The sequence below is a fragment of the Sphingomonas changbaiensis NBRC 104936 genome (genome assembly GCF_000974765.1).
In the GTDB taxonomy this organism is placed as follows: domain Bacteria; phylum Pseudomonadota; class Alphaproteobacteria; order Sphingomonadales; family Sphingomonadaceae; genus Sphingomonas_B; species Sphingomonas_B changbaiensis.
In genome coordinates this window covers 32,267-57,942 of the sequence record NZ_BBWU01000042.1, presented here as the reverse complement: position 1 = coordinate 57,942, position 25,676 = coordinate 32,267, and the positions used below count along the sequence as shown (strand labels likewise).

Here is a 25,676-nt window from a genome sequence, read left to right as displayed (position 1 = left end):
ATCTCCCGCTTGCAAAAGGAGACCGAGCGATGGCGAGTCTTTTCGATCCGATACAGCTTGGGGCGGTCGCCGCCCCCAACCGCATCCTGATGGCGCCGCTGACCCGCGGCCGTTCGAGCCGGGAGCATGTGCCCAGCGCGCTGATGCCCGACTATTATGCGCAACGCGCGGATGCCGGGCTGATCATCACCGAAGCGACCGGGATCAGTCGTGAAGGGCTCGGCTGGCCTTATGCGCCGGGCATTTGGAGCGACGAGCAGGTGGAGGCGTGGAAGCCGGTCACAGACGCCGTGCACAAGGAAGGCGGCCGGATCTTCGTCCAGCTCTGGCATATGGGCCGGATCGTCCATCCGAGCTTCCTGGGCGGCGAAAAGCCGGTCTCCTCTTCGGCGACGACTGCGCCGGCCAATGCCCACACCTATGACGGCAAGCAGCCCTATGCCGAGGCGCGGCCGCTGGACGTGGCCGAAGTGCCGCGATTGCTCGAGGATTATCGCCGCGCGACCCGCAACGCGAAGGCAGCGGGGTTCGACGGCGTCCAGATCCATGCCGCCAATGGTTATCTGATCGACCAATTCCTGCGCGAGAGCGCGAATCTACGCACCGACCGCTATGGCGGCACGCCAGAGAACCGCATTCGCCTGCTCCGTGAGATCGCCGAAGCGGTCGCGGGCGAGATGGGGGCCGATCGCACGGCGGTCCGCTTCTCGCCGAACGGCAACAGCCAGGGCGTCGAGGACAGCGATCCCGCGGCCGTGTTCGTGCCCGCCGCCAGGGCGCTGAACGAGATCGGCATCGCGTTCCTGGAATTGCGTGAGCAGGGCCCGGACGGCACTTTCGGCAAGTCGGACCAGGCCAAAGTCTCGCCCGCGATCCGGCCGGTGTTCGATCGCCCGCTGGTGCTGAACCAGGATTATGACCTGGCGCGCGCCGAAGCGGACCTTGCGGACGGACTTGCGGACGCGATCGCGTTCGGGCGTCCGTTCATCTCGAACCCCGATCTGGTCGAGCGCCTCCGCGTCGGCGCGCCGCTCCAGCCCGACAATATGGCGACCTGGTACAGCCAGGGGCCGGAGGGATACATCGACTATCCGACGCTGGCGAAGGCGGCTTAGCAACTTGGCCTTCTCCCGCAAGCGGGAGAGGGATTAGTTCAACGCGACCATCCGGACCGGCAGCCCATCCTTCGGGCGCGGAATCGGGAAATATTGCCATTTCTCCCCGGCGCCCGGCTCGAGCTCGATCCGGTAGCGGCGCAGCAGGTGCGTCATCAGGATGCGCACCTGCATCGTCGCGAAATGCAGGCCCAGGCACATGTGCGCGCCGCCGCCGAACGGCACCCACGCATATTTGTGCCGTCCCCGCGATGCTTCGGGCGTGAAGCGCATCGGGTCGAACCTGTCCGGATCGGGCCAGTGCTCCGGCATATGGTGCGTGTAGCCGATATTGATGCCGATGAAGGTGCCGGCCGGGATGCGGTAGCCGCGGAACTCGAAGTCTCTCAGCGCCCGGCGTGGCATCGAGGGCACCGGCGGCATGATCCTGAGCGCTTCCTTGAACGCATATTCGGTCAGCACCAGGCGATCCAGCTGGCCATAGGGAATGCCCTCGTCGTCATTGAGGCCGAGCGATGCGATCTCCTCGCGCAGCCGGTCCTGCCATTCCGCGTTGCGACCGAGCAGCATGACCAGGCTGGTCGCGGACGAGGTGATCGTGTCGTGCGCCGCCATCATCAGGAAGTTCATGTGATCGGCGATCGCCTGGTCGGAGAGCGGCTGCCCGTCCTCATCGACCGCCCGGCAGAATTGCGAAAAGAAATCCTGCCCGTCGCCGGTTCGCCGCGCCGGTATCTCGCGCAGGAACAGGTCGATCAGATAGTCGCGCGCCTTGACGCCCCGGTGCATCGCGGTGCCCGGAATCGGCGAGCGGATGGGCGCGATCGAGGCCTGGACCTCGTCGACGAACGCCTTGTTGATGCGCTGGGACTCGGGCCCGAGCGGCATGCCGAGAAAGCTGGTCGCGGCGAGGTCGAGGCTCAACTGCTTGATCGCGTCATAAAAGCGGATCGGGCGGTTGGCCCAGCCCGTGACCGCCTCGGCAATGCCGCTGTTCAGCTGCTCGGCATAATGGCGCATCGGCTCGGGCTTGAACGCGACGGAGAGCGTCCGCCGGTCCGCGCGATGCTTGTCGAAATCCATCAGCATCAGGCCGCGCGGGAACACCAGGTTCAGCGTCGGCCCCCAGCCTTGTTCAGATGAAAACAGCTTGTCGCGGTCGAACAGCACCAGCTCGTTGGCCTCGGGCCCGACCAGGTTCACCTGGCGCCCGCCGAACGCGTTGTTGCGGTAGACGAGACCGTATTTGCCGACCATCCGCCGCGCGAACCCCGGCGGGTCCTTCAGCAGCGGGAAGGTGTTGCCGAAAACCGGCCAGCCATCCTCGCCCGGAATGCGGTCGGTCGCATGCTTCGGGTTGCGCGGCAGCCAATGCGGATTGGCTTCGATCCTGTGGGCAAGCGCCATCGGCGGACTCCGGTGCTACTGACAGGAGTATAAGTTGTGGCGCATCGAGTTCACAACCCGAATCCGTTCGCTTCGAGCGAAGTCGAGAAGCGCTGGCTGCCGTGCCCGGTTTCTCGACTTCGCTCGAAACGAACGGGATTTTTTACCCGCCAAACCGCTCTTTCAGCGCCAGCATCGCAAGCGCCGCCTTGGCCGCTTCGCCGCCTTTGTCCTTCTCCGTCCGGCGCGCGCGGGCGAGGGCCTGGGCTTCGTCCTCGACCGTCAGGATGCCGTTGCCGATCGCGAGGCCGTCGAGGGTCAGGGCCATGATCCCGCGCGCGCTTTCGTTCGAGACGATCTCGAAATGATAGGTTTCGCCGCGGATCACGACGCCCAGCGCGACGAACGCGTCATAACGCCCGGACTCCGCCGCCAGCGCGATCGCCGCAGGCACTTCGAGCGCGCCGGGCACGGTGATCGTCTCATGCTCATGCCCCGCCGCTTCGATCGCCGTGCGCGCGCCTTCGAGCAGCAGGTCGTTCAGATGATCGTAAAACCGCGCTTCGACGATTAGGATTTTCGCCATCAACTCCCTCCGTCATGCCGGACTTGATCCGGCATCCACCTTTTTCTCGCTCCACCCCGCCAAGAAGGTGGACCCCGGATCAAGTCCGGGGTGACGATTGGACCTATTCCCCGCCCGTGCCCGGGATCGGCTGCTCGCCGACGATCGATAGGCCATAGCCTTCAAGGCCGACCAGCGTGTGATGCGTGTTGGTCAGCAGCACCATGTCGTGGACGCCCAGCTCGGCGAGAATTTGGGCGCCGATGCCATAGTCGCGCAATTCCTCGATCTGCGGATCGCCCGCGCCCTTGCCCTCGGCGCGCAGCTGCATGAAGCGGCTGACGATTCCCTTCATCGGCTTGTTGATCACGACCACCACGCCTGCGCCCGCTTCGCCGATCGCCTGCATCGACTGCGGAAGAAGGCCTGAGCGTTCATTCTCCTCGCCGAACACATCGACGAACATCGACATGGTGTGCATCCGCACCAGCGTCGGCTTGGCGGGATCGACCTTGCCCTTCTGAAGCGCGATCAGTTCGTCGCCGGTCACCTTGTTGACGAACGTGATCGCCTTCCAGTCCCCGCCCCAGCGGCTGTGAAAGTTCATCTCCGCGCGGCGTTCGACCAGATGATCGTGGCGGCGGCGGTAGGCGATCAGGTCGCGGATCGTGCCGATCTTCAGGTTGTGGAGCTGGGCGAAGGCGACGAGGTCGTCCAGCCGCGCCATCGTGCCGTCGTCCTTCATGATCTCGCAGATCACGCCGGAGGGGTTGAGGCCGGCCAGCCGCGATACATCCACGGCTGCTTCGGTGTGCCCGGCGCGCACCAGCACGCCGCCTTCGCGCGCGACCAGCGGGAAGACATGGCCGGGAGTCACGATGTCGTCGGCGCCCTTGGTGCCGTCGATCGCGACGGAGATGGTGCGCGCGCGGTCGGCCGCCGAAATGCCGGTGGTGACGCCCTGACGCGCCTCGATCGAAACGGTGAAGGCGGTTTCGTGCCGCGTGCCGTTGTTGCGGCTCATCAGGTTGAGGCCGAGCTGGTCGACCCGGCTTTTGGCGAGTGCGAGGCAGATCAGGCCGCGGCCATGCTTCGCCATGAAATTAACCGCGTCCGGCGTCGCCATCTGCGCGGGAATGACGAGGTCGCCTTCATTCTCCCGGTCCTCATCGTCGACCAGGATGAACATGCGGCCGTTGCGCGCCTCGTCGATGATCTCTTCGGGCGCCGACAGATAGCCGTGGCGGAGCCGGCTGACTTCAGCGTGTGCCACGATAGGCCTCCATGCGTTGCAAATAGCGAGCGAGCACGTCGATTTCGATATTCACCGCCTGGCCCTGCCCGAGCGTGCCCAATGTGGTGACCGCCTGGGTGTGCGGGATCAGGTTCACGGAGAAATGCGTCGAGCCGTCCGCCTGGTCCTGCACCTCGTTGACGGTCAGCGACACGCCGTCGACGGTGATCGAGCCCTTGGGCGCGATGAACGGCGCGAGGTCGGAGGGCACGCGAAAGCCGATCCGCTTCGAATCGCCTTCCGGGCGGATGCCGACCACTTCGGCGATGCCGTCGACATGGCCGGTGACGATGTGGCCGCCCAGTTCCTCGCCCAGCTTCATCGCGCGTTCGAGATTGAGTTTGCGGCCGGCGCCCCACTGGCCCTGGGCGGTGCGGCTGATCGTCTCGCCGGATACATCGACCGCGAACCAGCCCGGTCCCTTGTCGACGACCGTCAGGCACACGCCCGAGCAGGCGATTGATGCGCCGAGGTCGACGGTGCTGGTGTCGTAAGCGGTGCTGATGACGACGCGCGTGTCGCCCCGCGTTTCGACGGAGTCGATCGCTCCGACGTCTGTGATGATCCCGGTGAACATTATCGGCGCCGCTCGTAGACTTCGAGCCGGTCGCTGCCAAGCTGGCGCGCGTCCACCATTTCCCACCACCCGTGCGCGGCGGCGAGGTCCGCAAGACCGATGTCGCCGATCGCGCTCTTGCCGGCGCCGATCAGAATCGGCGCGCGGTAGAGGAGCAGGCGATCGATCAGGTCGGCGCGGAGGAAAGCGGCGGCGGTCTCGGCGCCGCCTTCGACGAGCAGGTGGTCGGCGGGGAGAGTGGCGATTTGGTCGGGCGAACCGATCGCAGTCCAACCCCGTTCGCTTCGAGCGCAGTCGAGAAGCGACTGCTCGGCACCTGACCGTTTCTCGACTTCGCTCGAAACGAACGGACTCGAGGTCAAGACGACGCGCTGAGGCGACCGATCCTCAAGCCCCTCCAACCGCACGTCCAGCTTCGGCGCGTCCGCTTCCCAAGTCCCGCGCCCGACCAGGATCGCTTCGTGGCGGCTGCGCTCCAGATGGGCGTGAGCGCGAGCGGGTTCGCCGGTGATCCAGCGGCTGCTCCCGTCGCAAAGCGCGATGCGGCCGTCGAGCGACAGTGCGATCTTCAGCGTCCCATGCGGCCGCCCATAGCGCCGACGCGCGATAAACCCGGCGAACGATCGCAGCGCTTCGCTCTCGCGCACACCCTTGCTCACCGCGATTCCGGCGTCGCGCAGCTGCTCGAACCCGCCGCCGGCGGTGCGCGGATCGGGGTCCTCGACCGCCGCGATGACCCGCGCCAGCCCGGCTTCGACGATCAGGTCGGCGCAGGCGGGCCCGCGCTCGCTACGGTGCGCGCACGGTTCCAGCGTGACGTACAAAGTCGCGCTGCGCGACTCCGCGCCGGCTTCCGCCAGCGCCATCGCTTCGGCGTGCGGCCGTCCGCCCGGCTGCGTCCAGCCGCGTCCGACGACGCGGCCTTCCCTGACGATTACACAGCCGACATTGGGATTGGGTGCGGTCCGGCCGCGGCCGCGCTCGGCCAGCGCCAGCGCCGCGCCCATCCAGCGCGCGTCGTCCCGATCGCTCAGAAGCCCCACCGGGTCAGCGCGTCGTCGAGCCGCTTCAGCTCCGCATGATTCTTGGCCTGGCGCTCCTTTTCCTTCGCTTCCTCGGCGGCGCGCGTCTTCATGTCGGCCTTTTGCGCGGCGACGATCTCCGCGTCGGTGCGGTTCAGCGGCCAGCTCTGCACATATTGGATGTCGCGTTCATAGGGCGCCTTCAGGTCGTTCGTATCAACCAGGAAGCCGGTGATCACCACGACCGTCGTCAGCACCGCCAGGAATGCGAACACCAACTCGTGCTTCTGGCGCGAATGGAGGAAGAGACGCAGGTCTCTCAAGCCCGACAGCGGGTTGTAGCGGCGGAAGCGGGACATGGGGCCGAAGATAGGCGCCCTCCGTCCCGCTTGCCACCCTTACGCGCGAATCTCGAACCGCACCGTCATCTGCTTCCAGCTTTCGATCGGCACGCCGTCGCGCGTCGCGGGCCTGAAGCGCCAGCGGCGGAGCGCCTGGCGCTCGGACGCGTCGGCGAACAGCGGATCGTCGGCGGAGACGATGACCACCTGCTTCACGCGTCCGTCGGTGCCGATCAGCACTTTTACCACTGCCTTGCCTTCGATGCCGGTGCGCAACAGCTGCGATGGATAAGGGGGTTGGAACTCGCCGGCAAAGCGGCTGTCGGGCGTGGCTTCGACCACAACCGGCTTGGACGGCTCTTTCGGTAGCACGAGGCCTGGATCGACAATGATCGGCCTGATCGGATCGTCAATCTTGACCGGAAACTCGGTCGTATCAGCGATGTCAGGCCTCGTGGGCGCTTCGGCTTTCTCGATCGGCTTGGGCTGGAACACTGGCCGGGTCTCCGGCGCCTGCTGCTTGGGCTTCGGTTGCTCGACATGCTCCGGCGGCGGTGACGGCATCGGCACCGGATAGGCTATGAAGATGTCGGGCGGCAGGTGCACGACACCGGTTTTCGCCAGCATCAGTGCGGTCACCGCTGCAGCGTTGATCGCGATCGCCGCCGTCATCGCCAGCGGGTGGCCGTGTTTTTGGGCAAGGAATCCGTCTGCGGTCATGCATCGCCTCCTTCATGGGCGGCCTCTAAGGGCCGTAGCAATAGGATGTTACAATATAACATTAAACGCAAGCGGGAAGTTGCGTGAGTGCCCGCGCTCGCGCAATGCTGGCGACGATGACATCCCATCCCGAAGAACAATATCTGGACGCAATGGCCCGCGCCTGGGCCGAGGGCAGCGAGCGACGGGACCGCACCGGCGTCGGCACGCGTTCGCTGTTCGGCGTGACGATGCGTTTCGACCTGTCCGACGGCACGGTGCCGCTGCTGACCACCAAGCGCATCTTCTGGAAGTCGGCGGTGAAGGAGCTGATCTGGTTCCTCTCCGGCGACACCAACATCCGGCCCCTGGTCGAGCAGGGCGTCCATATCTGGACCGACTGGCCGCTCGACCGCTATCGCCGTGAGACCGACGAGGCGATCGACCGCGGCGCCTTCGAGGCGCGGATTATTGCCGATGACCAATTCGCGCGCGAATGGGGCGATCTCGGCCCCGTCTACGGCAAGCAATGGGTCGCCTGGCCCGACGGCAAAGGCGGCACGATCAACCAGATCGCACAGCTGGTGGACGGCTTGCGCAACAATCCGGCGTCACGGCGCCACATCTTCACCGGCTGGAATGTGGCGGAGCTGGACCGGATGGCGCTGCCGCCGTGCCACATGACCTATCAATACCACGTCGCGGATGGGCGACTGTCGGGCATTCTCTATCAGCGCTCGTGCGACCTGGGCCTTGGCTTCGGCTTCAACATCTTCGAGGCGGCGTTGCTGCTCCGCATGCTTGCCCAGCAATGCGGCCTTGAGCCGGGCGAGATCGTCTGGATGGGCGCCGACGTGCACGTGTACCTGAACCACGAGCATCTGGTCGCGGAGCAGGTCGCGCGTGCGCCGCGGCCCTTTCCGAAGCTCGATTTCACGCGCCGGCCGGCCAGCATCTTCGACTATCGGCTCGAGGACGTCGCGATCACTGGCTACGACCCACACCCGCACATCGCCGCGCCGGTCGCGGTCTGAGGAGAAGCTGCATGCGCTACAACAAGCTCGGCCGCACCGGCCTCTATGTTTCCGAACTCTGCCTCGGCACGATGACCTTCGGCGGCCAGGGCATGTGGACCGCGATCGGGCAGCTCGACCAATCCGACTCGGACGCGCTGGTGAAGACGGCCATCGATGCGGGTATCAACTTCATCGACACGGCAAATGTCTATTCGGAAGGGCTGTCGGAACGGATCACGGGCCAGGCGCTCCGCAATCTGGGCATCGCGCGCGACCAAGTCGTGATCGCAACCAAGGCGATGGGACCGATGGGGACCGGCCCGAACGACCGCGGCCTGTCGCGCTACCACATCATGAACCAGGTTGAAGCCAGCCTGCAGCGGCTGCAGCTCGACCATATCGATCTCTATCAGGTGCATGGCTGGGACGCGGCGACGCCGATCGAGGAGACGCTTTACGCGCTCGACAATCTCGTCCAGCGCGGCCTGGTCCGCTATATCGGCGTGTCGAACTGGGCGGCCTGGGCGATCATGAAGGCGCTGGGCACGTCCGAACGGCTCGGCCTCGCCCGGTTCGAAAGCCTGCAGGCCTATTACACGATCGCCGGCCGCGACCTGGAGCGCGAGATCGTTCCGTTGCTGCAATCGGAAGGCGTCGGGCTGATGGTCTGGAGCCCGCTCGCCGGCGGACTGCTCTCCGGCAAATACAGCCGCGACGACGAAAAGAGCGGTGAAGGCCGCCGCGCGGTGTTCGACTTCCCGCCGGTGAACAAGGACCGCGCCTATGACGTGATTGACGTCATGAGGCCGATCGCCCAAGCCCGCGGCGTCTCGGTCGCGCAGATCGCGCTGGCCTGGCTGCTCCACCAGCGGGCGGTCAGCAGCGTGATTGTCGGCGCGAAGCGGGTCGATCAGCTGGCCGACAACATCGCCGCGACGCAGATCGACTTCACCGCTGACGAACTGGCGAAGCTGGACGACGCAAGCCGCCCGCCCGCCGAATATCCGGGCTGGATGCTCGAGCGCCAGGGCAGCTACCGGGCCGAACAGCTCGCCCAGAAGCCGCGCGGCGCCTAGCTCCCAGCTCCGTTCGCTTCCAGCGAAGTCGAGAAGCGCTGGCTCGGAGCGGCCGTTTCTCGACTTCGCTCGAAACGAACGGCATGAGGATGGCATGCATGGCCGTCCCGAGATCGTCTTCGTCATTGCCCGCGCCGAGAATGGCGTGATCGGCCGGGATGGCGGCCTGCCGTGGCGGCTTCCGGAGGATCTGAGGCGCTTCAAGGCGCTGACGATGGGCGCGCCGATGATCATGGGGCGCAAGACGTTCGAGAGCCTGCCGAAGCTGCTCCCGGGCCGCCGGCACATCGTGCTGACGCGTCGGCGGTGGCAGGCCGAGGGTGCCGAGGTCGCGCGCACGATTGAGGATGCGCTGGCGTTGGTGGATGGCCCCCGCGTTTCGGTGATCGGCGGGGCCGAGATTTACCGGCTGTTCCTGCCGGTCGCCGACCGGATCGAGTTGACGGAAGTGCATGGCCGCCCCGAAGGTGACACGGTGATGCCGCCCTTTACCGGCTGGCGCGAATCGGCCCGCGAGGATCATGGGGGATACAGCTTTGTCACGCTCGTCCGCTGAGCTGCTGGCTGCAGAGTTCGCCGACCATTCGGACCTGTTCCGCGCGCACGCGGCCGAGCAGCCGGACAAGGTCGCGATTGCCGACGAAGAAGGCCGGATCAGCTGGGGCGAACTCGACGCGCTGGTCGACCGCATCGCCGCGCGCTTGCAGGCGGAAGGCGTCGGGCGGGGCGGCGCGGTCGCGATCGTCGGCAGCAACTCGATCGCCTATGCCGCGGTGTTCCTCGCCGCGGTCCGCACCGGCGCCGCGGCCGCGCCGCTGACCACCTCCGCCACGCCCGAAGCGCTGACGGCAATGCTGGCGGACAGCAGGGCGAAACACCTGTTCGCCGATCCCGGAATCGAGCTGGCCGTGCCGCCCGGTGTCGAACGCATCTCGCTCCATGATCTGGATGCGTGGCTGCCGCCCGAGAGCGCGCGGCCGCAGCCGGTGACCGTCGCACCGGAAGACCCGTTCAACATCATCTATTCGTCCGGCACCACCGGCACACCCAAGGGGATCGTCCAGTCGCACCGGATGCGCTGGAATTATCTCGCGCGGACGGCCGTGTACGGCCCGGAGTCGGTCGCGCTGCTGTCGACGCCGCTCTATTCGAACACGACTTTGGTCAGCTTCCTGCCGTGCCTCGGCGCTGGGGGAACGGCGGTGCTGATGAAGAAGTTCGAGGCGCGCCGCTTCCTTGAGCTGTCTGAGCGCCACCGCGTCACCCACACGATGCTGGTGCCGGTCCAGTACCGGCGGATCATGGCGCTGCCCGATTTCGAGAGCTTCGACCTGTCCAGCTACCGCGCCAAATTCTGCACCAGCGCCCCATTCGCGGCCGAGCTGAAGCGCGACATCCTCGATCGCTGGCCGGGCGGACTGGTCGAATTCTATGGCATGACCGAGGGCGGCGCGTCGTGCGTGCTCGTCGCGCACGAACATCCGGACAAATTGCATACGGTCGGTCAGGTCGCGCCGAACAGCGAGATGAAGCTGATCGACGAAGACGGCAACGAAGTCGCGCCGGGCGGCGTCGGCGAAGTCGTCGGGCGCGGGCCGATGATGATGAACGGCTATAACGGCCGTCCGGAGGCGACCCGCGCCGCCGAATGGTTCGACGCAGGCGGCCGCCGCTTCATCCGCCACGGCGATGTCGGCCGCTTCGACGAGGACGGCTTCCTGATCCTGATGGACCGCACCAAGGACATGATCATCTCGGGCGGGTTCAACATCTTCCCGAGCGATCTGGAAGCCGTGCTCGCCGCCGATCCTGGCGTGATCGAGGCGGCCGTGGTGGGCGTGCCGCACCCGGATTGGGGCGAGACGCCGGTCGGCTTCGTCGTGCTCCGGCCCGGCGCGGACAGGCGCGACGTGCTCACGGCCGCCAACGGCAAGCTCGGCAGGATGCAGCGGCTCTCAGCGCTACACGTGATGGATCAGCTGCCGCGCAGCCCGATCGGCAAAGTGCTGAAACGGGAGCTGCGGGACCGGATCAGCTAGGCGCACCGCGGCGCTTGGACCGATCGCCTCAGATCGGCTCACCGGTCGTGTCGATCAGCACTTCGCGGCGGCCGACATGGTCGGGGCGGCTGACCTTTCCTTCCTGTTCCATGCGCTCGATCAGGCGGGCGGCGCTGTTGTAGCCGACGCGAAGCTGCCGCTGGACGTAGGACGTCGACGCCTTCTGGCTTTCGGCGACGATCTGGACTGCCTTGCGGTACAGCGCGTCCTCGGGGCTGTCGTCGCCCTTGGGCGCGCCGTCGAACTCGAACTGGCCGTCTTCCGGCTCCTCGGTGACGGCCTGGATATAGTCGGGCGTGCCCTGCGCGCGCCAATGGTCGGCGACCGCGCGGACCTCATCGTCCGACACGAAGGGGCCGTGCACGCGGACGATCTGCTTGCCGCCCGGCATATAGAGCATGTCGCCTTTGCCCAGCAGCTGCTCGGCGCCCTGCTCGCCCAGGATCGTGCGGCTGTCGATCTTGGACGTGACCTGGAACGAGATACGGGTCGGCAGGTTCGCCTTGATCACGCCGGTGATCACGTCGACCGACGGGCGCTGCGTCGCCATGATCAGGTGAATGCCGGCCGCGCGCGCCTTTTGCGCAAGGCGCTGGATCAGGAATTCGACTTCCTTCCCCGCCGTCATCATCAGGTCGGCAAGCTCGTCCACGATGACGACGATCTGCGGCAGCGGCTCGAAGCTCAGCTGCTCTTCCTCGTAGATCGGCTGCCCGGTCTCGGCATCGTAACCGGTCTGAACCCGGCGGCCGAGCGGCTGGCCCTTGGCCTTGGCGACGCGCACCTTGTCGTTGAAGCTGGCGAGCGAGCGGACGCTGACGGAGGCCATCATCCGGTAGCGCTCTTCCATCTGCTCGACAGCCCAGCGCAGCGCGCGGATCGCCTTGGGCGGGTCGGTGACGACCGGCGACAGCAGGTGCGGAATGTCGTCGTAGATGCTCAGTTCCAGCATCTTCGGATCGATCATGATCATCCGGCACTGGTCCGGCGTCAGCCGGTAGAGCAGCGACAGGATCATGGCGTTCAAACCGACCGACTTGCCCGAGCCGGTGGTGCCAGCGACGAGCAGATGCGGCATCGGCGCCAGGTCCGCGATCACCGGATCGCCGGCGATGTTCTTGCCCAGGATGATCGGCAGCGATCCACCCTGGTCCTCGAACACGTCGCTGCCGACCAGCTCATGCAAGACCACCGATTCGCGCATCTGGTTCGGCAGCTCGATACCGATCACGCTGCGGCCTGGAATCGTCGCGACGCGCGCGGACAGTGCCGACATGTTGCGGGCAATGTCGTCGGCCAGCTGGATCACGCGGCTGGCCTTGATGCCGGCGGCCGGCTCCAGCTCATACATGGTGACGACCGGACCGGGCCGGACCTCGACGATCGAGCCCTTCACATGGAAATCGTCGAGCACGCTTTCGAGCAGCCGGGCGTTGCGCTCCAGCGCCGCCTTGTCAAGCGGGCCGCCGGTGGACGGCGGTGCCGGCTTCAGCAGGTCCAGCGGCGGCAACGTATAGCGATCGCGCAGGTCGAAGCTGGTCTGGACCGGGCCGTTTGCAGGCTTTCGGGCCGGCGGTGCGCCCTTGCCCTCGGGCACGGAAATGACCGGCGGCGGCCGATCATCGGCTTCGACGCGCGGCCGCTTCTCGGCGACGGGCTTGGGCTGCTTCGGGGCTTTCACCGGTCGCGGCGCGTCCAGGTCCGGCTCGCGGCGGCGGAACAGCCACTCCCGCTCGATCTCGTCCAGCTCCAGGGCGACGGCCCACAGCATTAATCCGCCAAGCCCGACCACGAAGATGACCGCCGCTTCGACCCACCAGCGAATGACGGGATCGGGAATGGCGCTGAGGCCGACGCCCGCCAGCTGCGCACCGAGAAAGCCGATCGCGCCGCCGAGCCCACCGGGAAGGCCCGCGATCGCCGTGTCGCGGATCAGGGCCAGCGCGGTGCCGACCAGCACGATCCCGATCACCGCGAGCGGCAGGTTGCGGCGCCAGCGCCCGACATAGCGGTCATGCCACAGGCGCAGCGCCATGATCAGCAACAGCGGCAGGACCAAGCCGATCGCCGGGCCGAATAGCGACAGCAGCAGGTCCGAGGTCCATGCGCCCGCGCTGCCGACCCAGTTCTGCGGCGTGCCGCCCGCGGCGGTGTTCAGCGCGGCATCGCTCGGGTGATAGCTCACCAGCGCGAGACCGATCAGGAACGTAAAGGCTGCGAGCGCAATCGCCCCAGCCAGTGCCCAGCTTCGTGCAAAGCCGCGCGCGACCGCATCGCGCCAGCCGGCACTGTCTTCAGGTGCGACCCGCGTCGCCATGCGCTCCACCCCGCGTTGTGCGCTAAATGTTCTATTCCGCTAATTCGCTGCTGCCGGACTCCCCGTCAAGCGGTTGCCGCGTTAAGGCACAGATATGCAGAGCGATGTGATCATCCTGGGCGGCGGGCTGGTGGGCCTGACCCTCGCATTGGCGCTCGACGCGCATGGACTGAGTGCGACGGTGATCGATCCCGCCAATCCGGAAACCGTGCTGGCGCCCGGCTTCGACGGACGCGCCTCGGCGATCGCGAGCGCGAGCTGGAAGATGCTGCAGGCGATCGGGCTGGACGAGCGGCTGGAGGGAAAGGGCTGCCCGATCGCGCAGATCCGCGTCAGCGACGGCCTGAAACCCGGCGCCCTCGATTTTGAACCGGCCGCCGACGAGGGCGCGCTCGGCATCATGTTCGAGAACCGGCTGCTCCGGCAGACGCTCCACGCCGCAGCGGTGAAGGCCAAACGGGTCGAACTTTTGATGCCCGCGCGCCCCGTCGAGACAGTGCGCCGCGATCATGGCGTCACAGTGCGCCTGGCGGACGGACGCGAACTGACCGCGCCGTTGCTGATCGCCGCCGAGGGCCGCAACTCGCCCACGCGCGAAGCCGCCGGCATCACGGTCGCACGCTGGCAATATGAGCACAGCGCGATCATCGCCGCGGTCGAGCACGAAAAGCCGCACGAGAATATCGCCTACGAGATCTTCTATCCGACCGGCCCGTTCGCGATCCTGCCGATGCTGCCCGGCAACCGCTCGGCTCTGGTGTGGTCGGTCGCGAAGGAGGATGCGCCGGGCTATCTGAAGCTCGGCCCCCGCGGCTTTGCCGTCGAGCTTGAGGCGAAAATGGGCGGGCTGCTCGGCAAATTGAGCCTGCTCGCGCCGTTGGCCACTTATCCGCTCGGCTTCCATCACGCAGGCCGGATCACGGATCAGCGCTTGGCCCTGGTGGGCGACGCCGCGCACGGCATCCACCCGATCGCCGGGCAAGGCCTGAATCTCGGCCTGCGCGACGCGGCGGCGCTGACCGAAGTGCTGGTCGAAGGCGCGCGCCTCGGCCTCGATCTCGGCGACGCGCAGCTGCTGAAGCGCTACGAACGCTGGCGCAGTCTCGACACGTTCCTGGTCGCGGCCTCGACCGACGGCCTCGCCCGCCTGTTCGGCATCCCGGGCGACGCAGCCTCCGCCGTGCGGCGGTTCGGGCTGTCCGCGGTGCAGCGGATCACGCCGCTGAAAAGCTTCTTCATGGCCGAAGCCCGCGGCGAATATGGCGACAAGCCGAAACTGCTGAGCGGGCTGACGGTGTAATCTCCCCTCCCGCTTGCGGGAGGGGCGGGGGTGGGCCAGCCGTCAATTGGACGGAGCGGAAGAAGTGTTCCCTCCCCTAGCCCCTCCCGCAAGCGGGAGGGGAAGCCAGGTGCCGCGCTTCGTCCGGCAGCATGACGGGCACGCCGTCGCGGATGGGATACGCCAGGCCGGCGGCTTCGGAGATCAGCTCCTGCGCGGCTTCGTCATAGCGCAGCCTGGTGCGCGTGACGGGGCAGACCAGGATGTCGAGCAGCTTTTCGTCGATCATTGCAGCGTCACCGGATCGTCATGGTCGCCGGCGTGGCGGCCGAAGAACTGCATCAGCTGGATGACCAGCTCGGTGCGCTCCTCCAGATTGGCAGCTTCCAGCAGCGCCTGCTTGGCCGCGACGTCGAACGGCGCGATCTGGGCGATCCCGTTGACCAGCGACTCATCGTCCAGGCGCGAGACGGCGTTCCAGTCGACCGCATAGCCCTGGGCGTCGGCGTAGCGGCGCGATTCGGCTTCCAGCGAGGCGCGTTGGGCGAGCGCCAGGGGTTCGGCGGGCACGTCTTCCTCCAGCTCGGCTTCGATCTGGCGGAACGGCGTCGTGACGGCGAGCTCGGAACGGAGGCGGAACTTCGCCACGCCTTCCAGCACGATATTGTAGCGGCCGTCGTCAAGCGCCTCGACATGGGCGATGCGGCCAAGGCAGCCCACGTCGAACAAGGGCGGCGACTCGTCGCCTTCCGGCCCGGGACGTGGCTGGATCATGCCGATGCGGCGGTCGCGCGCCATCGCATCGCTGACCAGGGCGCGGTAGCGCGGCTCGAAAATGTGCAGCGGCAGCTGCATGCGCGGAAACAGCAGCGCACCGCCCAAGGGGAAGATGGACAGGCGCGTGATCTCGCCCATCAGGTGAACAGCAGCGCGGAGAGACGGCGACGGGTGGCGGCGGTCCAGGGGTCTTCCAGGCCGACGACCTCCATCAGCTTCAGCAGCCGGCTGCGCGCGGCGCCTTCGTTCCAGCCCTTGTCCGCCTCGATGATCGCGAGCAGCTGGTCGGCAGCGCCGTCGCGATCGCCCGCCGCCATCAGACCGCCGGCGAGCTCATAGCGCGCGTCGAGATCGGCCGGATTGGCAGTCACGCGCTGTTGCAGCGGCGCGAGATCGTCGACCGGCCGGGCTTCGCGGGCGAGGGCGATCGCGCTTTCCGCGCGCGCCACGGCCGCGTCCTTGCGCGCTGCTTCGGGAAGCGCCTCGACCACGGCGGCGGCCTCGTCGGCCTGGCCGGTGCCGACCAGCGCGCGTGCGAGGCCGGAGATTACCGCCGGGTCCTCGGGCGCCATCTCGCGCAGCTGGCTGAAGATGCCGACGGCGCGCTCCGAATCGCCCTCGGCCAGCACCTGCTCGCCCATCGCGATCAGCGGCTCCAGCTCGGCCTCAAGCGCCTGCGCCTCGCCCTGGATCGGCAGCTGCTTCAGCAGCTGGTCGAGATACTGGCCGAGCTGCTTTTCGGTGCGCGCTGGGGTCAGGTCCGCGACCAGCTGGCCCTGGAACAGCGCATAGACGGTCGGGATCGACTGAACGCGGAATTGCGCCGCGATCATCTGATTCTCATCGACGTTGATCTTCTTCAGCACCACGCCGCGATCGGCATAGTCGGCCGCGACCTTCTCCAGCACCGGCGTCAGCGCCTTGCATGGCCCGCACCATTCCGCCCAGAAATCGAGGATGACGAGCTGCGTCATCGATGGCTCGACGACGTCGCGCTTGAATGCGTCGATCGCTTCCTTCTCGGCGGCGCTCAGTCCCAAACTGGCCATGTCTGCTCCGTTGTTGCCGCCCCTATGTGGTGGAAAGGGGCGCGCTGCCAAGGGGCTTGCGTGGGGGGACGGACCCCGCTATTGGCGCCGCCTCACCCGCCCCGCTTGTCCGGGGCTGACGCCAGAGCGGGCGTAGCTCAGGGGTAGAGCACGACCTTGCCAAGGTCGGGGTCGAGGGTTCGAATCCCTTCGCCCGCTCCAGCGCAGCGCAGGCGAGAAATAGCCTGCAGCTATTTCGACCATGCGCAAGCTCGGCCGGCCTCGCCTCAGCGAGGACCGACGGCGTGGCTCGGCCACGCCGCCCCCTCCCGACCTTCGCCCGACTCCCCATGTCGTTCGTCGAACGGCTCGTGCAGTCCGTTCGCCCGCCGTTAGCGTGCGCCGACACCACAGGGGGGAGGGGCAATGCGTTCGGCAATCATCAAAGGCGGCCTGGTCGCGGGTGCGCTCGATATTTTCTACGCCTTCATCGTCTACGGCATGCCGCCATTCGGGCTGACGCCGGAGCAGGTGCTGCAGTCGGTCGCCGCCGGCTGGCTGGGGCGGCCGGAGGCGATGGCGGGCGGCTGGGCGACTGCGCTGCTGGGCCTCATCACCCATTTCGGCATTGCGATCTGCATGGCCGCGGTGTTCGTGTGGGCCGCCCGGCACTGGCCCGCGCTGATCGCACGGCCGGTTTTGTGGGGGCTGATCTATGGCTTCGGCCTGTATGTGGCGATGAACTATGTCGTCGCACCGCTTTCGGCGGCGCATCCGAGCGGGCAGTTTCCTCCCGAAGGCGGCGAGCTCCTGGCGCGGTTGCGCGACAGCTTCAGCGCGATCAAGCCGAGGAACAATCTGCCGTTGCTGATCGGGACGCTGTTCACCCACATGGTGCTGGTCGGGCTGCCGATCGCGCTGATCGCACGGCGGGACTCGGGCCTCGTCAGGCGATCAGCTTGAGGCCGGCGATGCAGGCGACGATGCCGAAGATCAGCAGGATCCGCACCGGCGTCGCCGCCTCGCCGAAGAACCAGATGCCGACCAGCACCGTGCCGACCGCGCCGATCCCGCCCCAGACCGCATAGGCCGTCCCCATCGGGATCGAGCGCGAGGCGACTTCCAGCAGCCCCATCGACAGGCTGACCGAGACGAGGAAGCCCAAGGTCCAGGGCAGGTTGCGGAACCCCTCGACGAAGCGCAGGCAGGTGGTGAAGCCGACTTCGAACAATCCGCCGAGGATCAGCAGCGCCCAGGCCATCAGCTGTCCGCCAGCTGATCGAGCGCCGCGCCGTGCAGCCGCCATGGTTCCCAACCCGTCTGCCGACGCGCGCCGAGCCGCTCGTAGAAGGCCATTGCATCGACGTTCCAGTCGAGCACGGCCCAGTCCATCCGGGCGCAGTTCCGCGCCTTCGCTTCCTGCGCGAGCCGAGTCATCAGCGCGCGGGCAACGCCGTGCCCGCGCGCGGCACCGTCGACGAACAGATCTTCCAGATACAGGCTCGGCCGGCCGGTCCAGGTCGAATAAGTGAGGAACCACAGCGCCAGGCCGACGACCTTGCCGTCCCGTTCCGCGAGAAAGGCGAACACCTGAGCGCCGGGGCCGAACAGAGTCTCGCGAAGCGTCTCTTCGGTCGCCTCGACCGCGTCGGGTTCGCGCTCATAGGCGGCGAGCGCCTTGATCAGGCGCAGCACCTGCGCTTCGTCGCCGGGCCGAGCAGAACGGATGTCGAGCGTCACAGATTTGCCTCCAGAGCCATTTCCTTGGGGCTGCGCGGCGCGCGGACCGCGATGTAGCAGCCGAAAATGATGAGCGCGGTCCCGGCGAGCACGGCCGGGCGGATCGCCTCGCCGAACACCAGCCAGCCGAAAAAGGCGCCCCAGCCGAAGCCGGTATATTCGACGACCAGCAGCGACTGCGCCTCGGCGCGCGCATAGGCCCAGGACAGGACCAGCAGCGACAGAAGCGCAAGGCTCGCCGCCAGCAGGATCGGCGGCGCATGCTCGATTGCCGGCACAACCGCGAAGAAGGGCGCGGCGAGCAGCAGGAACAGCGCGGTCGTCAGGTTCTGGAAAAAGCCAACTTCGACCGGCGAGGCGACCAGCGCCTGCTTGCGCATCAAAACGAGATTGAAGGCGTAGAGCACGGCCGAGCAGAGAATGGCCCCTGCGCCGGTCAGCGCGTCGGCGCCGTAATGGCCACCGGCGCGCGTCGCCAGCATCACCGAGACGCCGGCGAGGCCAAGCACGGACCCCAGCACGGCCTGCGGCCGGATATTCTCGCCGAGGATCAGGCTGGCGAGATAGAGCGCGATCAACGGCGCGATGAAGGACAGCGCGATCGCCTCTGCCAATGGCACACGGGCGATGCCCCAGAACCATAGGATCGCCATCACCGAGACGATTCCGCCGCGAAGGAAGTGCAGCTTCAGCGTGCTTCGCGGCGGAAGCGGGAGGCCGCGGCCGAAGAACAGGGCGCCGCCGAGCACCGAGCCGGCGACCGTGCGCCAGAAGGTCGCATTATAGGCGCCGATGGAGAGCGAGAGGCCCTTCATCACCGCGTCCATCGCCGTGTAGCTGGCAATGCCCAGGCACGCGGCAGCGAACGGAAGCGCAATGGACCTGGACGACGGCATGATCAGCGGAGCGCTTGCACGGCCGGGCTGTCGAGGCAAGCGGGGCCGAGCGGGTGCGGTGCAGGCGGCGGGGCGTAGGGTGCGATCTCGACCGGACGGCCGATCGCAACCGTGCCGAACAGGCCCGCCGGATAGCCCCGGCAGCGCATCACTTCGCGCAGCAGCTTCGGCGGCGTGTCATAGGCTTCGTAGCTGAGGCGGAACGTGCCCCAATGGATGCCGATCGCGCGGGCGGCGCCGAGGCGCTGGAACACGGTCGCGGCGTCGATCGGGCCGATATGGCTGCCGATCGACATCTGGTGCGGCTCGAACCGGAAGGCGCCGATCGGGATGAGCGCAAGGCGTATCGGGCCGTAGCGTGCAGCCTCCTCGGGCCATTTACCGTCGCCCAGCCCGGTGTCGCCGGCGAAAAACAAATTGCCGCCGCTTGGCAGCCGCACGACGAAGCTCGACCAGAGCGCACGGTTGCGATCGGTGAACCAGCGGCTATCCCAATGGTGGTTGCGGGTGACCACCACGTCGATCCCGCCATGGCCGCGAACGCGTCCGGCCCAATCCCGCTCCAAGCTTGCTATGCCGCGGCTGCGCAGGATCGCGTCGTTGCCGAGCGGCGTGACGATCAGCGGCCGGTCGCGTTTCCACAGCCGCTCGAGCGTCGCCAGGTCGAAATGATCGTAGTGATTGTGGCTGAGGAGGACGAGGTCGATCCTGGGCAGGTCCTCGAAGCGCACGCCCGGCCGGGTCACGCGGCGGGGGCCGAAGCCGAACGGGCCTGCGGTTTCGCTCCACACCGGGTCGGTCAGGATATTGAGGCCGGCGGTCTGCACCAGGACTGACGAATGACCGATCCAGGTGACGAGCATCCGTTCGCCCTCTACGCGGGCCGGCGGGCGGCTTGGCGTCACCGGAACGCTGTCGGGCCAGGCCGGGCGGTCGTCGCTGCCGGTCACGAACCGCAGCAGGAAGCCGCCGCGGCTCCGTCCTGCTGGTGGCCGGAAGGTGTCGTCGCCGTCCGGATTGAAGAAGCGCTGGCCGTCGAAATGGCTGCTGACGGGCCCGCGATAATAGACGCGGTCGAGGAAGGGCGGCACCAGCACGATCGCGAGGCACGCCGCGATGATCGCGAACAGCACGCTTGTGCCAAGCCACTTCAACACCCGACCGATTGCGCGCCCCATGCTCTGTCGCCATTCTCCGCCCGAAATGATGCGCATAAGGCTCCTGATCCTCGCCGCAACCGCTTTGCTGTCGGCCTGCGCCTCGCTGCCGCGGCCGAGCCCGGCCAGCGTCGCCGTGCGGGTCGCGTTTGACCGGGACCGCATCACCGGAGTCAGCGCGCGCGGCGCGGGCGCTGACGATCCGGTTCGGGTCGCGTCGATTTCGAAGCTGATCACCGCGCTGGGCGTGATGCGACTCGTCGAGGCAGGGACGCTCGACCTCGACAGCGACGTGTCGCGCTGGCTCGGCTGGAGCCTGCACAACCCGAACTTTCCCGATCGGCCGATCACGCTTCGGCTGTTGCTGTCGCACCGCTCCAGCCTGAAGGACGATGTCGATTACGCGATTCCGCTCGGAAAGACCATCCGCGAGGCGCTGGCCGACCCAAAGGCCTGGGATGCCGAACATCCCCCCGGCAGCTTCTTTCGATACGGCAATATCAATTTCCCGGTGGTCGCCTCGGTGATGGAGGCGGCAACGGGCGAGCGGTTCGATGCCTTGATGGCGCGGCTGGTGTTCGAGCCGCTCGCGATCGACGCCTGCTTCAACTGGACGACATGCAGCGACACCGCCGTCGCGCACGCGGTGGTGCTGCGCGACGGCCACGGCGCGGTCGTCCGCGACGATCTGAACGGCACACGTCCGGATTGCCCGGTGCTGTCGCCTGATCCGGCGTGCGACCTTACCCGCTACGTTCCCGGCAGCAATGGCGCGCTGTTCAGCCCGCAGGGCGGCGCGCGTATTTCGGCGGCGGGACTCGCGCGGATCGGGCAGATGCTGCTGAAGGACGGCGATGGCTTCCTGTCGCCCGCGTCGGTCGCGCTGCTGATCGGGCCGGAGTGGCGGTTCGACGGCCGCAATGGCGAGACCGAGAAGGGCTATTACTGCACCTATGGCCTCGCCGTGCATAGCCTTGCGACGCCTGGCTGCCGGGACGATCCGTTCGGTGATGGGATCAGGCGTGTCGGGCATTCAGGCGATGCCTATGGTCTGCGCTCCGGCCTCTGGATCGATCGGCAGAGTGGGCGCGGCGTCGCCTATTTCGTGACCGCCGTTCCCGACAATGCGCCGAAGGGCCGCTCTGCCTTCACCGCCGCCGAAGAGGCGCTCGCCCGCTAAGGGCTTGCTTTGTCGGTCAAAGCTCGTGATGACCCCGTAACGAAGCAGGGGGATCGGCATGGGGGCTGCCGAAGGAGCCGTCTGGGCAATCGCCCAGGCGACGCATGAACTGGCGCTGTTCGCGGCGGTGGGAATCGCGCTGGGCGGGGTCGACGATCTTGCGATCGACCTGATCTGGCTGGCGCGGACGCTGTGGCGCCGCCTCGCCGTCTACACGCGCCACAAACGCGCCGATGCTGAACGGCTCTCGGGTCGCGGAACCGTCGCGGTGTTCGTGCCGGCGTGGAAGGAAGGGGCGGTGATCGGACCGATGCTGGAAACAGCGCTCGCCCGGTGGGCCGACGCCGATTGCCGCATCTATGTCGGTTGCTATCCCAATGACTCGGAGACCTGGGCGGCCGTCCAGCACGTTGCCGCGGGCGACGCGAAGGTCCGCCCCGTGCTCAATTCGCGGCCGGGCCCCACGACCAAGGCGGATAACCTCAACGCGGTGTGGCGCGCGCTGCTCGACGACGAGATCGACGTCGTCGCGGTCGCGCTGCACGACGCCGAAGATGTGGTCCATGCGGCCGAGATCGGCATCTATGCCGCGCTCTGCGGGCGCTTCGACCTGGTGCAGCTACCAGTGCTGCCGCTGATCGAGCGCGGGCGCGGATGGTGGGCGCGCGCGGTGTCCTCCACCTATGCCGACGAGTTTGCAGAGAGCCACGGCAAACAGCTGATCGTGCGCGAGGCGATTGGGGCAGCCGTGCCGTCGGCGGGCGTGGGGTGTGGCTTCGCGCGCGCTGCGCTCGACCGAATCGCGGAAGCCCATGGCGCACCGTTCGACGAGGGCAGCGTCACCGAGGATTACGAGCTGGGGTTGCGCATCCGCGAGATGGGCGGGCGCGGTATTTTCGTGCGGTTGCCGGGCAGGAAGGGCGGCGCCGCGGTCGCGGTGCGCGCGCATTTTCCCGATACGGTTCCAGCCGCCGTTCGACAGAAAGCGCGGTGGCAGGCGGGCATCGCGCTCTCCGGCTGGACGCGGCTCGGCTGGCGCGGCAACCTTGCCGAGCATTGGATGCGTTTCCGAGACCGGCGCGCGATCCTCGCTGCTTTGGTTCTGCTCTGCGCTTATCTCTCGGGCGCAAGCTGGGCGGTATTGAACTGGACGGGCCAGGCGCCGGCTTTCGGCCCCGTTGAAGAGATGTTGTTCGGTCTCTGCACCGGCTTGATGCTCTGGCGCCTGCTCATCCGTGCCGCTTTTGTCGCCCATGCTTATGGTGTTGGCGAAGGGTTGCGCTCGATCCCGCGCGTGCTGCTCGGGAACTTCATTGCGATGGCGTCGGCCCGACGGGCGCTGCAATCCTATTTGCGTCTCGCGCGCGGCGCGCCTTTGGTCTGGGACAAGACCGACCATCGCTTTCCCAAGGCGATGCCCGCCGAATGAAGCTCGGCCCGGTCGCATTCCTGTTCGCCGTCGCGGCCGGCTGGGCGGCGGTGCGGACGGTGATGCTGTGGCCGGAGCGGAGCGCCCCCGACAGGCCACGGCAGATCGCCTGGCAGCCTGCGCTGACGTCGGTCCCGGCGCCGCCCCCGGCTGAGCTGTCGCCGCCCGCAATGCTGGTGCTTGACCGACAGGAAGCGACCGCTGTTCTGGCAGCGGTGGTGACGTCATCCCAGCAGCCACTCGCGGCCGCATCGCCAGCCCGTCCGATTCAGCCGGATGTGCCGCGACAGCAGCTGGCGCCGATCTATCTTCCGCAACCGTTGCCGGCACCGAAACAGCAGCATCGCGTCAGTGTCTCGGCCTGGGCAATCCTGCGCGGCACGGCTGGGCCGGGGCTCGCCTCTGCCGGGCAGTTAGGCGGCAGCCAGACCGGCGTGCGCGTGCGCTACGACCTCGGATCGGGATTGGCGGCGGCGGTCCGGGTCTCCGGCCCGCTGCGTTCGCGGTTCGGCAAGGAAGCGGCGGTGGCGCTGGACTGGCGGCCGATCCGGCGCGTGCCGCTGACCTTCACGATCGAGCGGCGCGCAGGCCTGGATCGCGGCGGGCGGGGTGCGTTTGCCGCAGGGCTGTTCGGCGGCATCGACGTGGCGCTGCCCCTGGACGCCCGGATCGACGGCTATGGACAGGCGGGCCTGGTCGGGCTGCGGCGGCGCGATCCTTACGTTGACGGCGCGCTCCGGGTCGAGCGGGCCTTGTTGGGAACCGGCAGGTTGAGGATCGCGGCGGGCGCCGGCGCCTGGGGCGGCGCCCAGCCGGGCGCGGCGCGGCTCGATATCGGCCCGCAGCTCGTTGCGCATGTGCCGGTCGGGAACGGCGGCCTGCGCGTCGGCGCCGAGTGGCGCGCGCGCATTGCGGGTCACGCACTGCCGGGCTCCGGGCCGGCGCTGTCGATCGGCGCGGATTTCTGATCGCGCTTCCGCTTGGGCGTTCGGCCCGATAGGACGAAGCAGCCGTAACGGGGAGCGCATGGACCTTTACCTGCCGATCGCGAACCTGTCCGTGAACGCGCTCGTCATCGTCGCGCTGGGATTGGGCGTGGGCGTGCTCTCCGGCCTGTTCGGTGTCGGCGGCGGATTCCTGACGACGCCGCTCCTGATCTTCTACGGCATCCCGCCGACCGTCGCTGCGGCATCGGCGGCAAGCCAGGTGACCGGCGCCAGCGTCTCCGGCGTGTTCGCACATTTCCGTCGCGGCGGGGTCGACACGCAGATGGGCTGGGTGCTGGTCGGGGGCGGCCTGATCGGCTCGCTGCTGGGCGCCTTCCTGTTCCGCCTGCTGCAGGCGACGGGACAGATCGATACCGTCATCAACCTGCTTTACGTCGTGCTGCTGGGCGGCATCGGCGGTCTGATGATGCGCGATGCGATCCGCACCTTGCGCGCCGTGCGCCGGGAGGATGCCCCCCCCGCGTTGAAGCGTCGCCACCACGCTTTAGTCGCCGCACTGCCGCTGCGCTGGCGCTTCTACGCGTCCGGCCTCTACATTTCTCCGCTCGCGCCGATGCTGCTCGGCGTCGTCACGGGTATCATGACGGTGCTGCTGGGCATCGGCGGCGGGTTCATCATGGTCCCGGCGATGATCTATCTGCTCGGCATGGGCACGCGGGTGGTGGTCGGCACATCCTTGTTCCAGATCCTGTTCGTGACGGCGGCGACGACGCTGATCCATTCGATCACGACCCACGCGGTCGATATCGTGCTGGCGGCGCTGCTGCTGATCGGCTCGGTGGTCGGCGCGCAATTGGGCGCGATCCTGGCCCAGCGGGTCAAGCCCGACTTCCTGCGCCTGCTGCTCGCGGCGCTGGTGCTGGTCGTGGCGATCCGGATGGCGATCGGGCTCGGCTGGCGGCCGGACGAGATCTACACGGTGCAGGCGTCGTGAAGCGGATCGCGGCGCTTGCGCTGTTCGCGCCAACCCTGCTCGGCGCGGCAAAGCCGGTGCTGGTGCCCGACGTGTCGCAGCGCGACATCCAGATCGTCTATAGCTTTACCGGGGCGGAGCTGCTGCTGTTCGGCGCGATCGTCTATCCGGGCGGCCGGACGCCCGATCGGCCGGCCGATATCGCCGTTGTCGTCAAAGGCCCGGTCGAGCCGATCCGGGTGCGCGAAAAGCAGAAGGTCGCCGGCATCTGGGTCAACGCCGACAGCGCGAGCTTCCGCTCGGCGCCGTCCTTCTACGCTGTCGCGACGTCGCGTCCGCTGGAACAGCTGGTCGATGAGCGCACCGCGGCGATCTACGAGCTCGGCATTCGCAACCTGCAGCTCTCGCCCGCCGACGCCGACACGCCGGACAAGGCCAACCGGTTCGAGAATGGCCTGGTCGATCTGCGCCAGCGCAACAATCTCTACGACCAGCAGCCGGGGGCGGTTCGGATCACCGACGGCGTTCTCTACCGCGCGCGCATCCGCATTCCGGCGCGGGTGCCCGTCGGCACCTACACGGCGGAAACCTTCCTGATCCAGGACGGCCGCGTGATCGCAGCGGCGGTCCGCGACATCAACATCCAGAAGTCGGGGTTCGAGCAATATGTCGCACGTGCGGCCGCGGACCATGGCTTCATCTATGGAATCGTTGCCGTCGCGCTTTCGATCGGGCTCGGCTGGGCTGCGGGGGCGCTGTTCCGGCGGTTCTGATTTTCTTTACCGCCACGAAGTAAGTGCGA

At 67.5% G+C, this 25,676-nt stretch carries 27 protein-coding genes and 1 tRNA gene; 13 read left to right on the top strand and 15 right to left on the bottom strand.

Going from position 1 to position 25,676, the window contains the following annotated elements; all coding sequences use genetic code 11:
• Positions 1-29 precede the first annotated feature (29 nt).
• Positions 30-1,115, top strand: a complete 1,086-nt coding sequence (locus SCH01S_RS10865) for an alkene reductase (protein ID WP_046348830.1) — start codon at positions 30-32, stop codon at positions 1,113-1,115.
• A gap of 33 nt (positions 1,116-1,148) precedes the next feature.
• On the opposite strand, the gene SCH01S_RS10860 is transcribed toward SCH01S_RS10865, so the two are convergent.
• From SCH01S_RS10860 to SCH01S_RS10830, 7 genes are all read right to left on the bottom strand, one after another.
• Positions 1,149-2,522 carry a cytochrome P450 gene (locus SCH01S_RS10860; protein WP_046348829.1) on the bottom strand — a complete coding sequence of 458 codons (1,374 nt, stop codon included), beginning with the start codon at positions 2,520-2,522 and terminating at the stop codon, positions 1,149-1,151.
• A gap of 142 nt (positions 2,523-2,664) precedes the next feature.
• On the bottom strand, positions 2,665-3,087 hold the full coding sequence (gene ribH, locus SCH01S_RS10855) for a 6,7-dimethyl-8-ribityllumazine synthase (protein ID WP_046348828.1): 423 nt from the start codon (positions 3,085-3,087) through the stop codon (positions 2,665-2,667).
• A gap of 103 nt (positions 3,088-3,190) precedes the next feature.
• Positions 3,191-4,339 carry a 3,4-dihydroxy-2-butanone-4-phosphate synthase gene (ribB, locus tag SCH01S_RS10850; protein ID WP_439645809.1) on the bottom strand — a complete coding sequence of 383 codons (1,149 nt, stop codon included), beginning with the start codon at positions 4,337-4,339 and terminating at the stop codon, positions 3,191-3,193.
• Entirely contained in the window at positions 4,326-4,937 is a 612-nt protein-coding gene (locus SCH01S_RS10845) for a riboflavin synthase (protein ID WP_046348826.1), read from the bottom strand. The genes ribB and SCH01S_RS10845 overlap by 14 nt, the downstream gene beginning before the upstream one ends.
• On the bottom strand, positions 4,937-5,944 hold the full coding sequence (gene ribD / locus SCH01S_RS10840; RefSeq protein ID WP_046348900.1) for a bifunctional diaminohydroxyphosphoribosylaminopyrimidine deaminase/5-amino-6-(5-phosphoribosylamino)uracil reductase RibD: 1,008 nt from the start codon (positions 5,942-5,944) through the stop codon (positions 4,937-4,939). The genes SCH01S_RS10845 and ribD overlap by 1 nt, the downstream gene beginning before the upstream one ends.
• Before the next feature lie 23 nt (positions 5,945-5,967).
• Positions 5,968-6,318, bottom strand: a complete 351-nt coding sequence (locus SCH01S_RS10835) for a hypothetical protein (RefSeq protein ID WP_046348825.1) — start codon at positions 6,316-6,318, stop codon at positions 5,968-5,970.
• A gap of 39 nt (positions 6,319-6,357) precedes the next feature.
• Positions 6,358-7,020 carry an energy transducer TonB gene (locus SCH01S_RS10830; protein ID WP_046348824.1) on the bottom strand — a complete coding sequence of 221 codons (663 nt, stop codon included), beginning with the start codon at positions 7,018-7,020 and terminating at the stop codon, positions 6,358-6,360.
• Positions 7,021-7,136: 116 nt separating this feature from the next.
• On the opposite strand from SCH01S_RS10830, the gene thyA reads away from it, so the two are divergent.
• From thyA to SCH01S_RS10810, 4 genes are all read left to right on the top strand, one after another.
• On the top strand, positions 7,137-8,033 hold the full coding sequence (gene thyA, locus SCH01S_RS10825; protein WP_046348899.1) for a thymidylate synthase: 897 nt from the start codon (positions 7,137-7,139) through the stop codon (positions 8,031-8,033).
• An 11-nt stretch (positions 8,034-8,044) separates the two neighbouring features.
• A complete protein-coding gene (locus tag SCH01S_RS10820; RefSeq protein WP_046348823.1) occupies positions 8,045-9,091 on the top strand; it encodes an aldo/keto reductase in 1,047 nt (348 codons plus the stop codon).
• A 94-nt stretch (positions 9,092-9,185) separates the two neighbouring features.
• The gene (locus tag SCH01S_RS10815; protein ID WP_046348822.1) at positions 9,186-9,647 is read left to right on the top strand and encodes a dihydrofolate reductase; all 462 of its coding nucleotides are present in this window, start codon (positions 9,186-9,188) and stop codon (positions 9,645-9,647) included.
• The gene (locus tag SCH01S_RS10810) at positions 9,613-11,130 is read left to right on the top strand and encodes a class I adenylate-forming enzyme family protein (protein WP_046348821.1); all 1,518 of its coding nucleotides are present in this window, start codon (positions 9,613-9,615) and stop codon (positions 11,128-11,130) included. Before SCH01S_RS10815 ends, SCH01S_RS10810 begins: the two co-directional genes overlap by 35 nt.
• 28 nt (positions 11,131-11,158) lie before the next feature.
• Here the strand turns inward: SCH01S_RS10810 and SCH01S_RS10805 are convergent, their stop codons facing one another.
• On the bottom strand, positions 11,159-13,468 hold the full coding sequence (locus SCH01S_RS10805) for an FtsK/SpoIIIE family DNA translocase (RefSeq protein WP_046348820.1): 2,310 nt from the start codon (positions 13,466-13,468) through the stop codon (positions 11,159-11,161).
• A 94-nt stretch (positions 13,469-13,562) separates the two neighbouring features.
• Between SCH01S_RS10805 and SCH01S_RS10800 the strand changes: the two genes are divergently transcribed.
• Complete coding sequence (locus SCH01S_RS10800) at positions 13,563-14,768, top strand: FAD-dependent monooxygenase (RefSeq protein ID WP_046348819.1); 1,206 nt, start codon at positions 13,563-13,565, stop codon at positions 14,766-14,768.
• Between the two features lie 76 nt (positions 14,769-14,844).
• On the opposite strand, the gene SCH01S_RS10795 is transcribed toward SCH01S_RS10800, so the two are convergent.
• Genes SCH01S_RS10795 through SCH01S_RS10785 form a run of 3 tightly spaced genes read right to left on the bottom strand, consistent with a single transcriptional unit; the run spans position 14,845 to position 16,558 of the window.
• Positions 14,845-15,036, bottom strand: a complete 192-nt coding sequence (locus SCH01S_RS10795) for a Trm112 family protein (RefSeq protein WP_046348818.1) — start codon at positions 15,034-15,036, stop codon at positions 14,845-14,847.
• On the bottom strand, positions 15,033-15,662 hold the full coding sequence (locus SCH01S_RS10790) for an LON peptidase substrate-binding domain-containing protein (protein ID WP_046348817.1): 630 nt from the start codon (positions 15,660-15,662) through the stop codon (positions 15,033-15,035). Before SCH01S_RS10790 ends, SCH01S_RS10795 begins: the two co-directional genes overlap by 4 nt.
• Complete coding sequence (locus tag SCH01S_RS10785) at positions 15,662-16,558, bottom strand: tetratricopeptide repeat protein (RefSeq protein WP_046348898.1); 897 nt, start codon at positions 16,556-16,558, stop codon at positions 15,662-15,664. Before SCH01S_RS10785 ends, SCH01S_RS10790 begins: the two co-directional genes overlap by 1 nt.
• A gap of 141 nt (positions 16,559-16,699) precedes the next feature.
• On the opposite strand from SCH01S_RS10785, the gene SCH01S_RS10780 reads away from it, so the two are divergent.
• Positions 16,700-16,774 (top strand) — tRNA-Gly (locus SCH01S_RS10780).
• 204 nt (positions 16,775-16,978) lie between these two features.
• The gene (locus tag SCH01S_RS15895) at positions 16,979-17,515 is read left to right on the top strand and encodes a hypothetical protein (protein WP_052733903.1); all 537 of its coding nucleotides are present in this window, start codon (positions 16,979-16,981) and stop codon (positions 17,513-17,515) included.
• On the opposite strand, the gene SCH01S_RS10770 is transcribed toward SCH01S_RS15895, so the two are convergent.
• From SCH01S_RS10770 to SCH01S_RS10755, 4 genes are read right to left on the bottom strand one after another with little or no spacing between them, the layout of a single operon-like run.
• Positions 17,499-17,813 (bottom strand): DMT family transporter, encoded by a 315-nt coding sequence (locus tag SCH01S_RS10770; RefSeq protein WP_046348816.1) that lies wholly within the window; start codon positions 17,811-17,813, stop codon positions 17,499-17,501. The two genes, SCH01S_RS15895 and SCH01S_RS10770, sit on opposite strands and share 17 nt — an antisense overlap.
• Positions 17,813-18,292, bottom strand: coding sequence for a GNAT family N-acetyltransferase (locus SCH01S_RS10765; RefSeq protein ID WP_046348815.1), 480 nt, complete (start codon positions 18,290-18,292; stop codon positions 17,813-17,815). The genes SCH01S_RS10770 and SCH01S_RS10765 overlap by 1 nt, the downstream gene beginning before the upstream one ends.
• On the bottom strand, positions 18,289-19,188 hold the full coding sequence (locus SCH01S_RS10760) for a DMT family transporter (protein ID WP_046348814.1): 900 nt from the start codon (positions 19,186-19,188) through the stop codon (positions 18,289-18,291). The genes SCH01S_RS10765 and SCH01S_RS10760 overlap by 4 nt, the downstream gene beginning before the upstream one ends.
• Positions 19,189-19,190: 2 nt before the next feature.
• Positions 19,191-20,366: an MBL fold metallo-hydrolase gene (locus SCH01S_RS10755; protein WP_046348813.1), complete on the bottom strand. Its 1,176-nt coding sequence runs from the start codon at positions 20,364-20,366 to the stop codon at positions 19,191-19,193.
• Positions 20,367-20,391: 25 nt separating this feature from the next.
• On the opposite strand from SCH01S_RS10755, the gene SCH01S_RS10750 reads away from it, so the two are divergent.
• Genes SCH01S_RS10750 through SCH01S_RS10730 form a run of 5 tightly spaced genes read left to right on the top strand, consistent with a single transcriptional unit; the run spans position 20,392 to position 25,647 of the window.
• Positions 20,392-21,525 (top strand): serine hydrolase domain-containing protein, encoded by a 1,134-nt coding sequence (locus SCH01S_RS10750; RefSeq protein ID WP_157032900.1) that lies wholly within the window; start codon positions 20,392-20,394, stop codon positions 21,523-21,525.
• A gap of 58 nt (positions 21,526-21,583) precedes the next feature.
• Complete coding sequence (locus tag SCH01S_RS10745) at positions 21,584-22,954, top strand: glycosyl transferase family protein (protein ID WP_046348812.1); 1,371 nt, start codon at positions 21,584-21,586, stop codon at positions 22,952-22,954.
• A complete protein-coding gene (locus SCH01S_RS10740) occupies positions 22,951-23,922 on the top strand; it encodes a hypothetical protein (RefSeq protein WP_046348811.1) in 972 nt (323 codons plus the stop codon). Before SCH01S_RS10745 ends, SCH01S_RS10740 begins: the two co-directional genes overlap by 4 nt.
• A 58-nt stretch (positions 23,923-23,980) precedes the next feature.
• Positions 23,981-24,895: a sulfite exporter TauE/SafE family protein gene (locus tag SCH01S_RS10735; RefSeq protein WP_046348810.1), complete on the top strand. Its 915-nt coding sequence runs from the start codon at positions 23,981-23,983 to the stop codon at positions 24,893-24,895.
• A complete protein-coding gene (locus SCH01S_RS10730; RefSeq protein ID WP_046348809.1) occupies positions 24,892-25,647 on the top strand; it encodes a TIGR02186 family protein in 756 nt (251 codons plus the stop codon). The genes SCH01S_RS10735 and SCH01S_RS10730 overlap by 4 nt, the downstream gene beginning before the upstream one ends.
• The last annotated feature ends 29 nt before the right edge of the window (positions 25,648-25,676 follow it).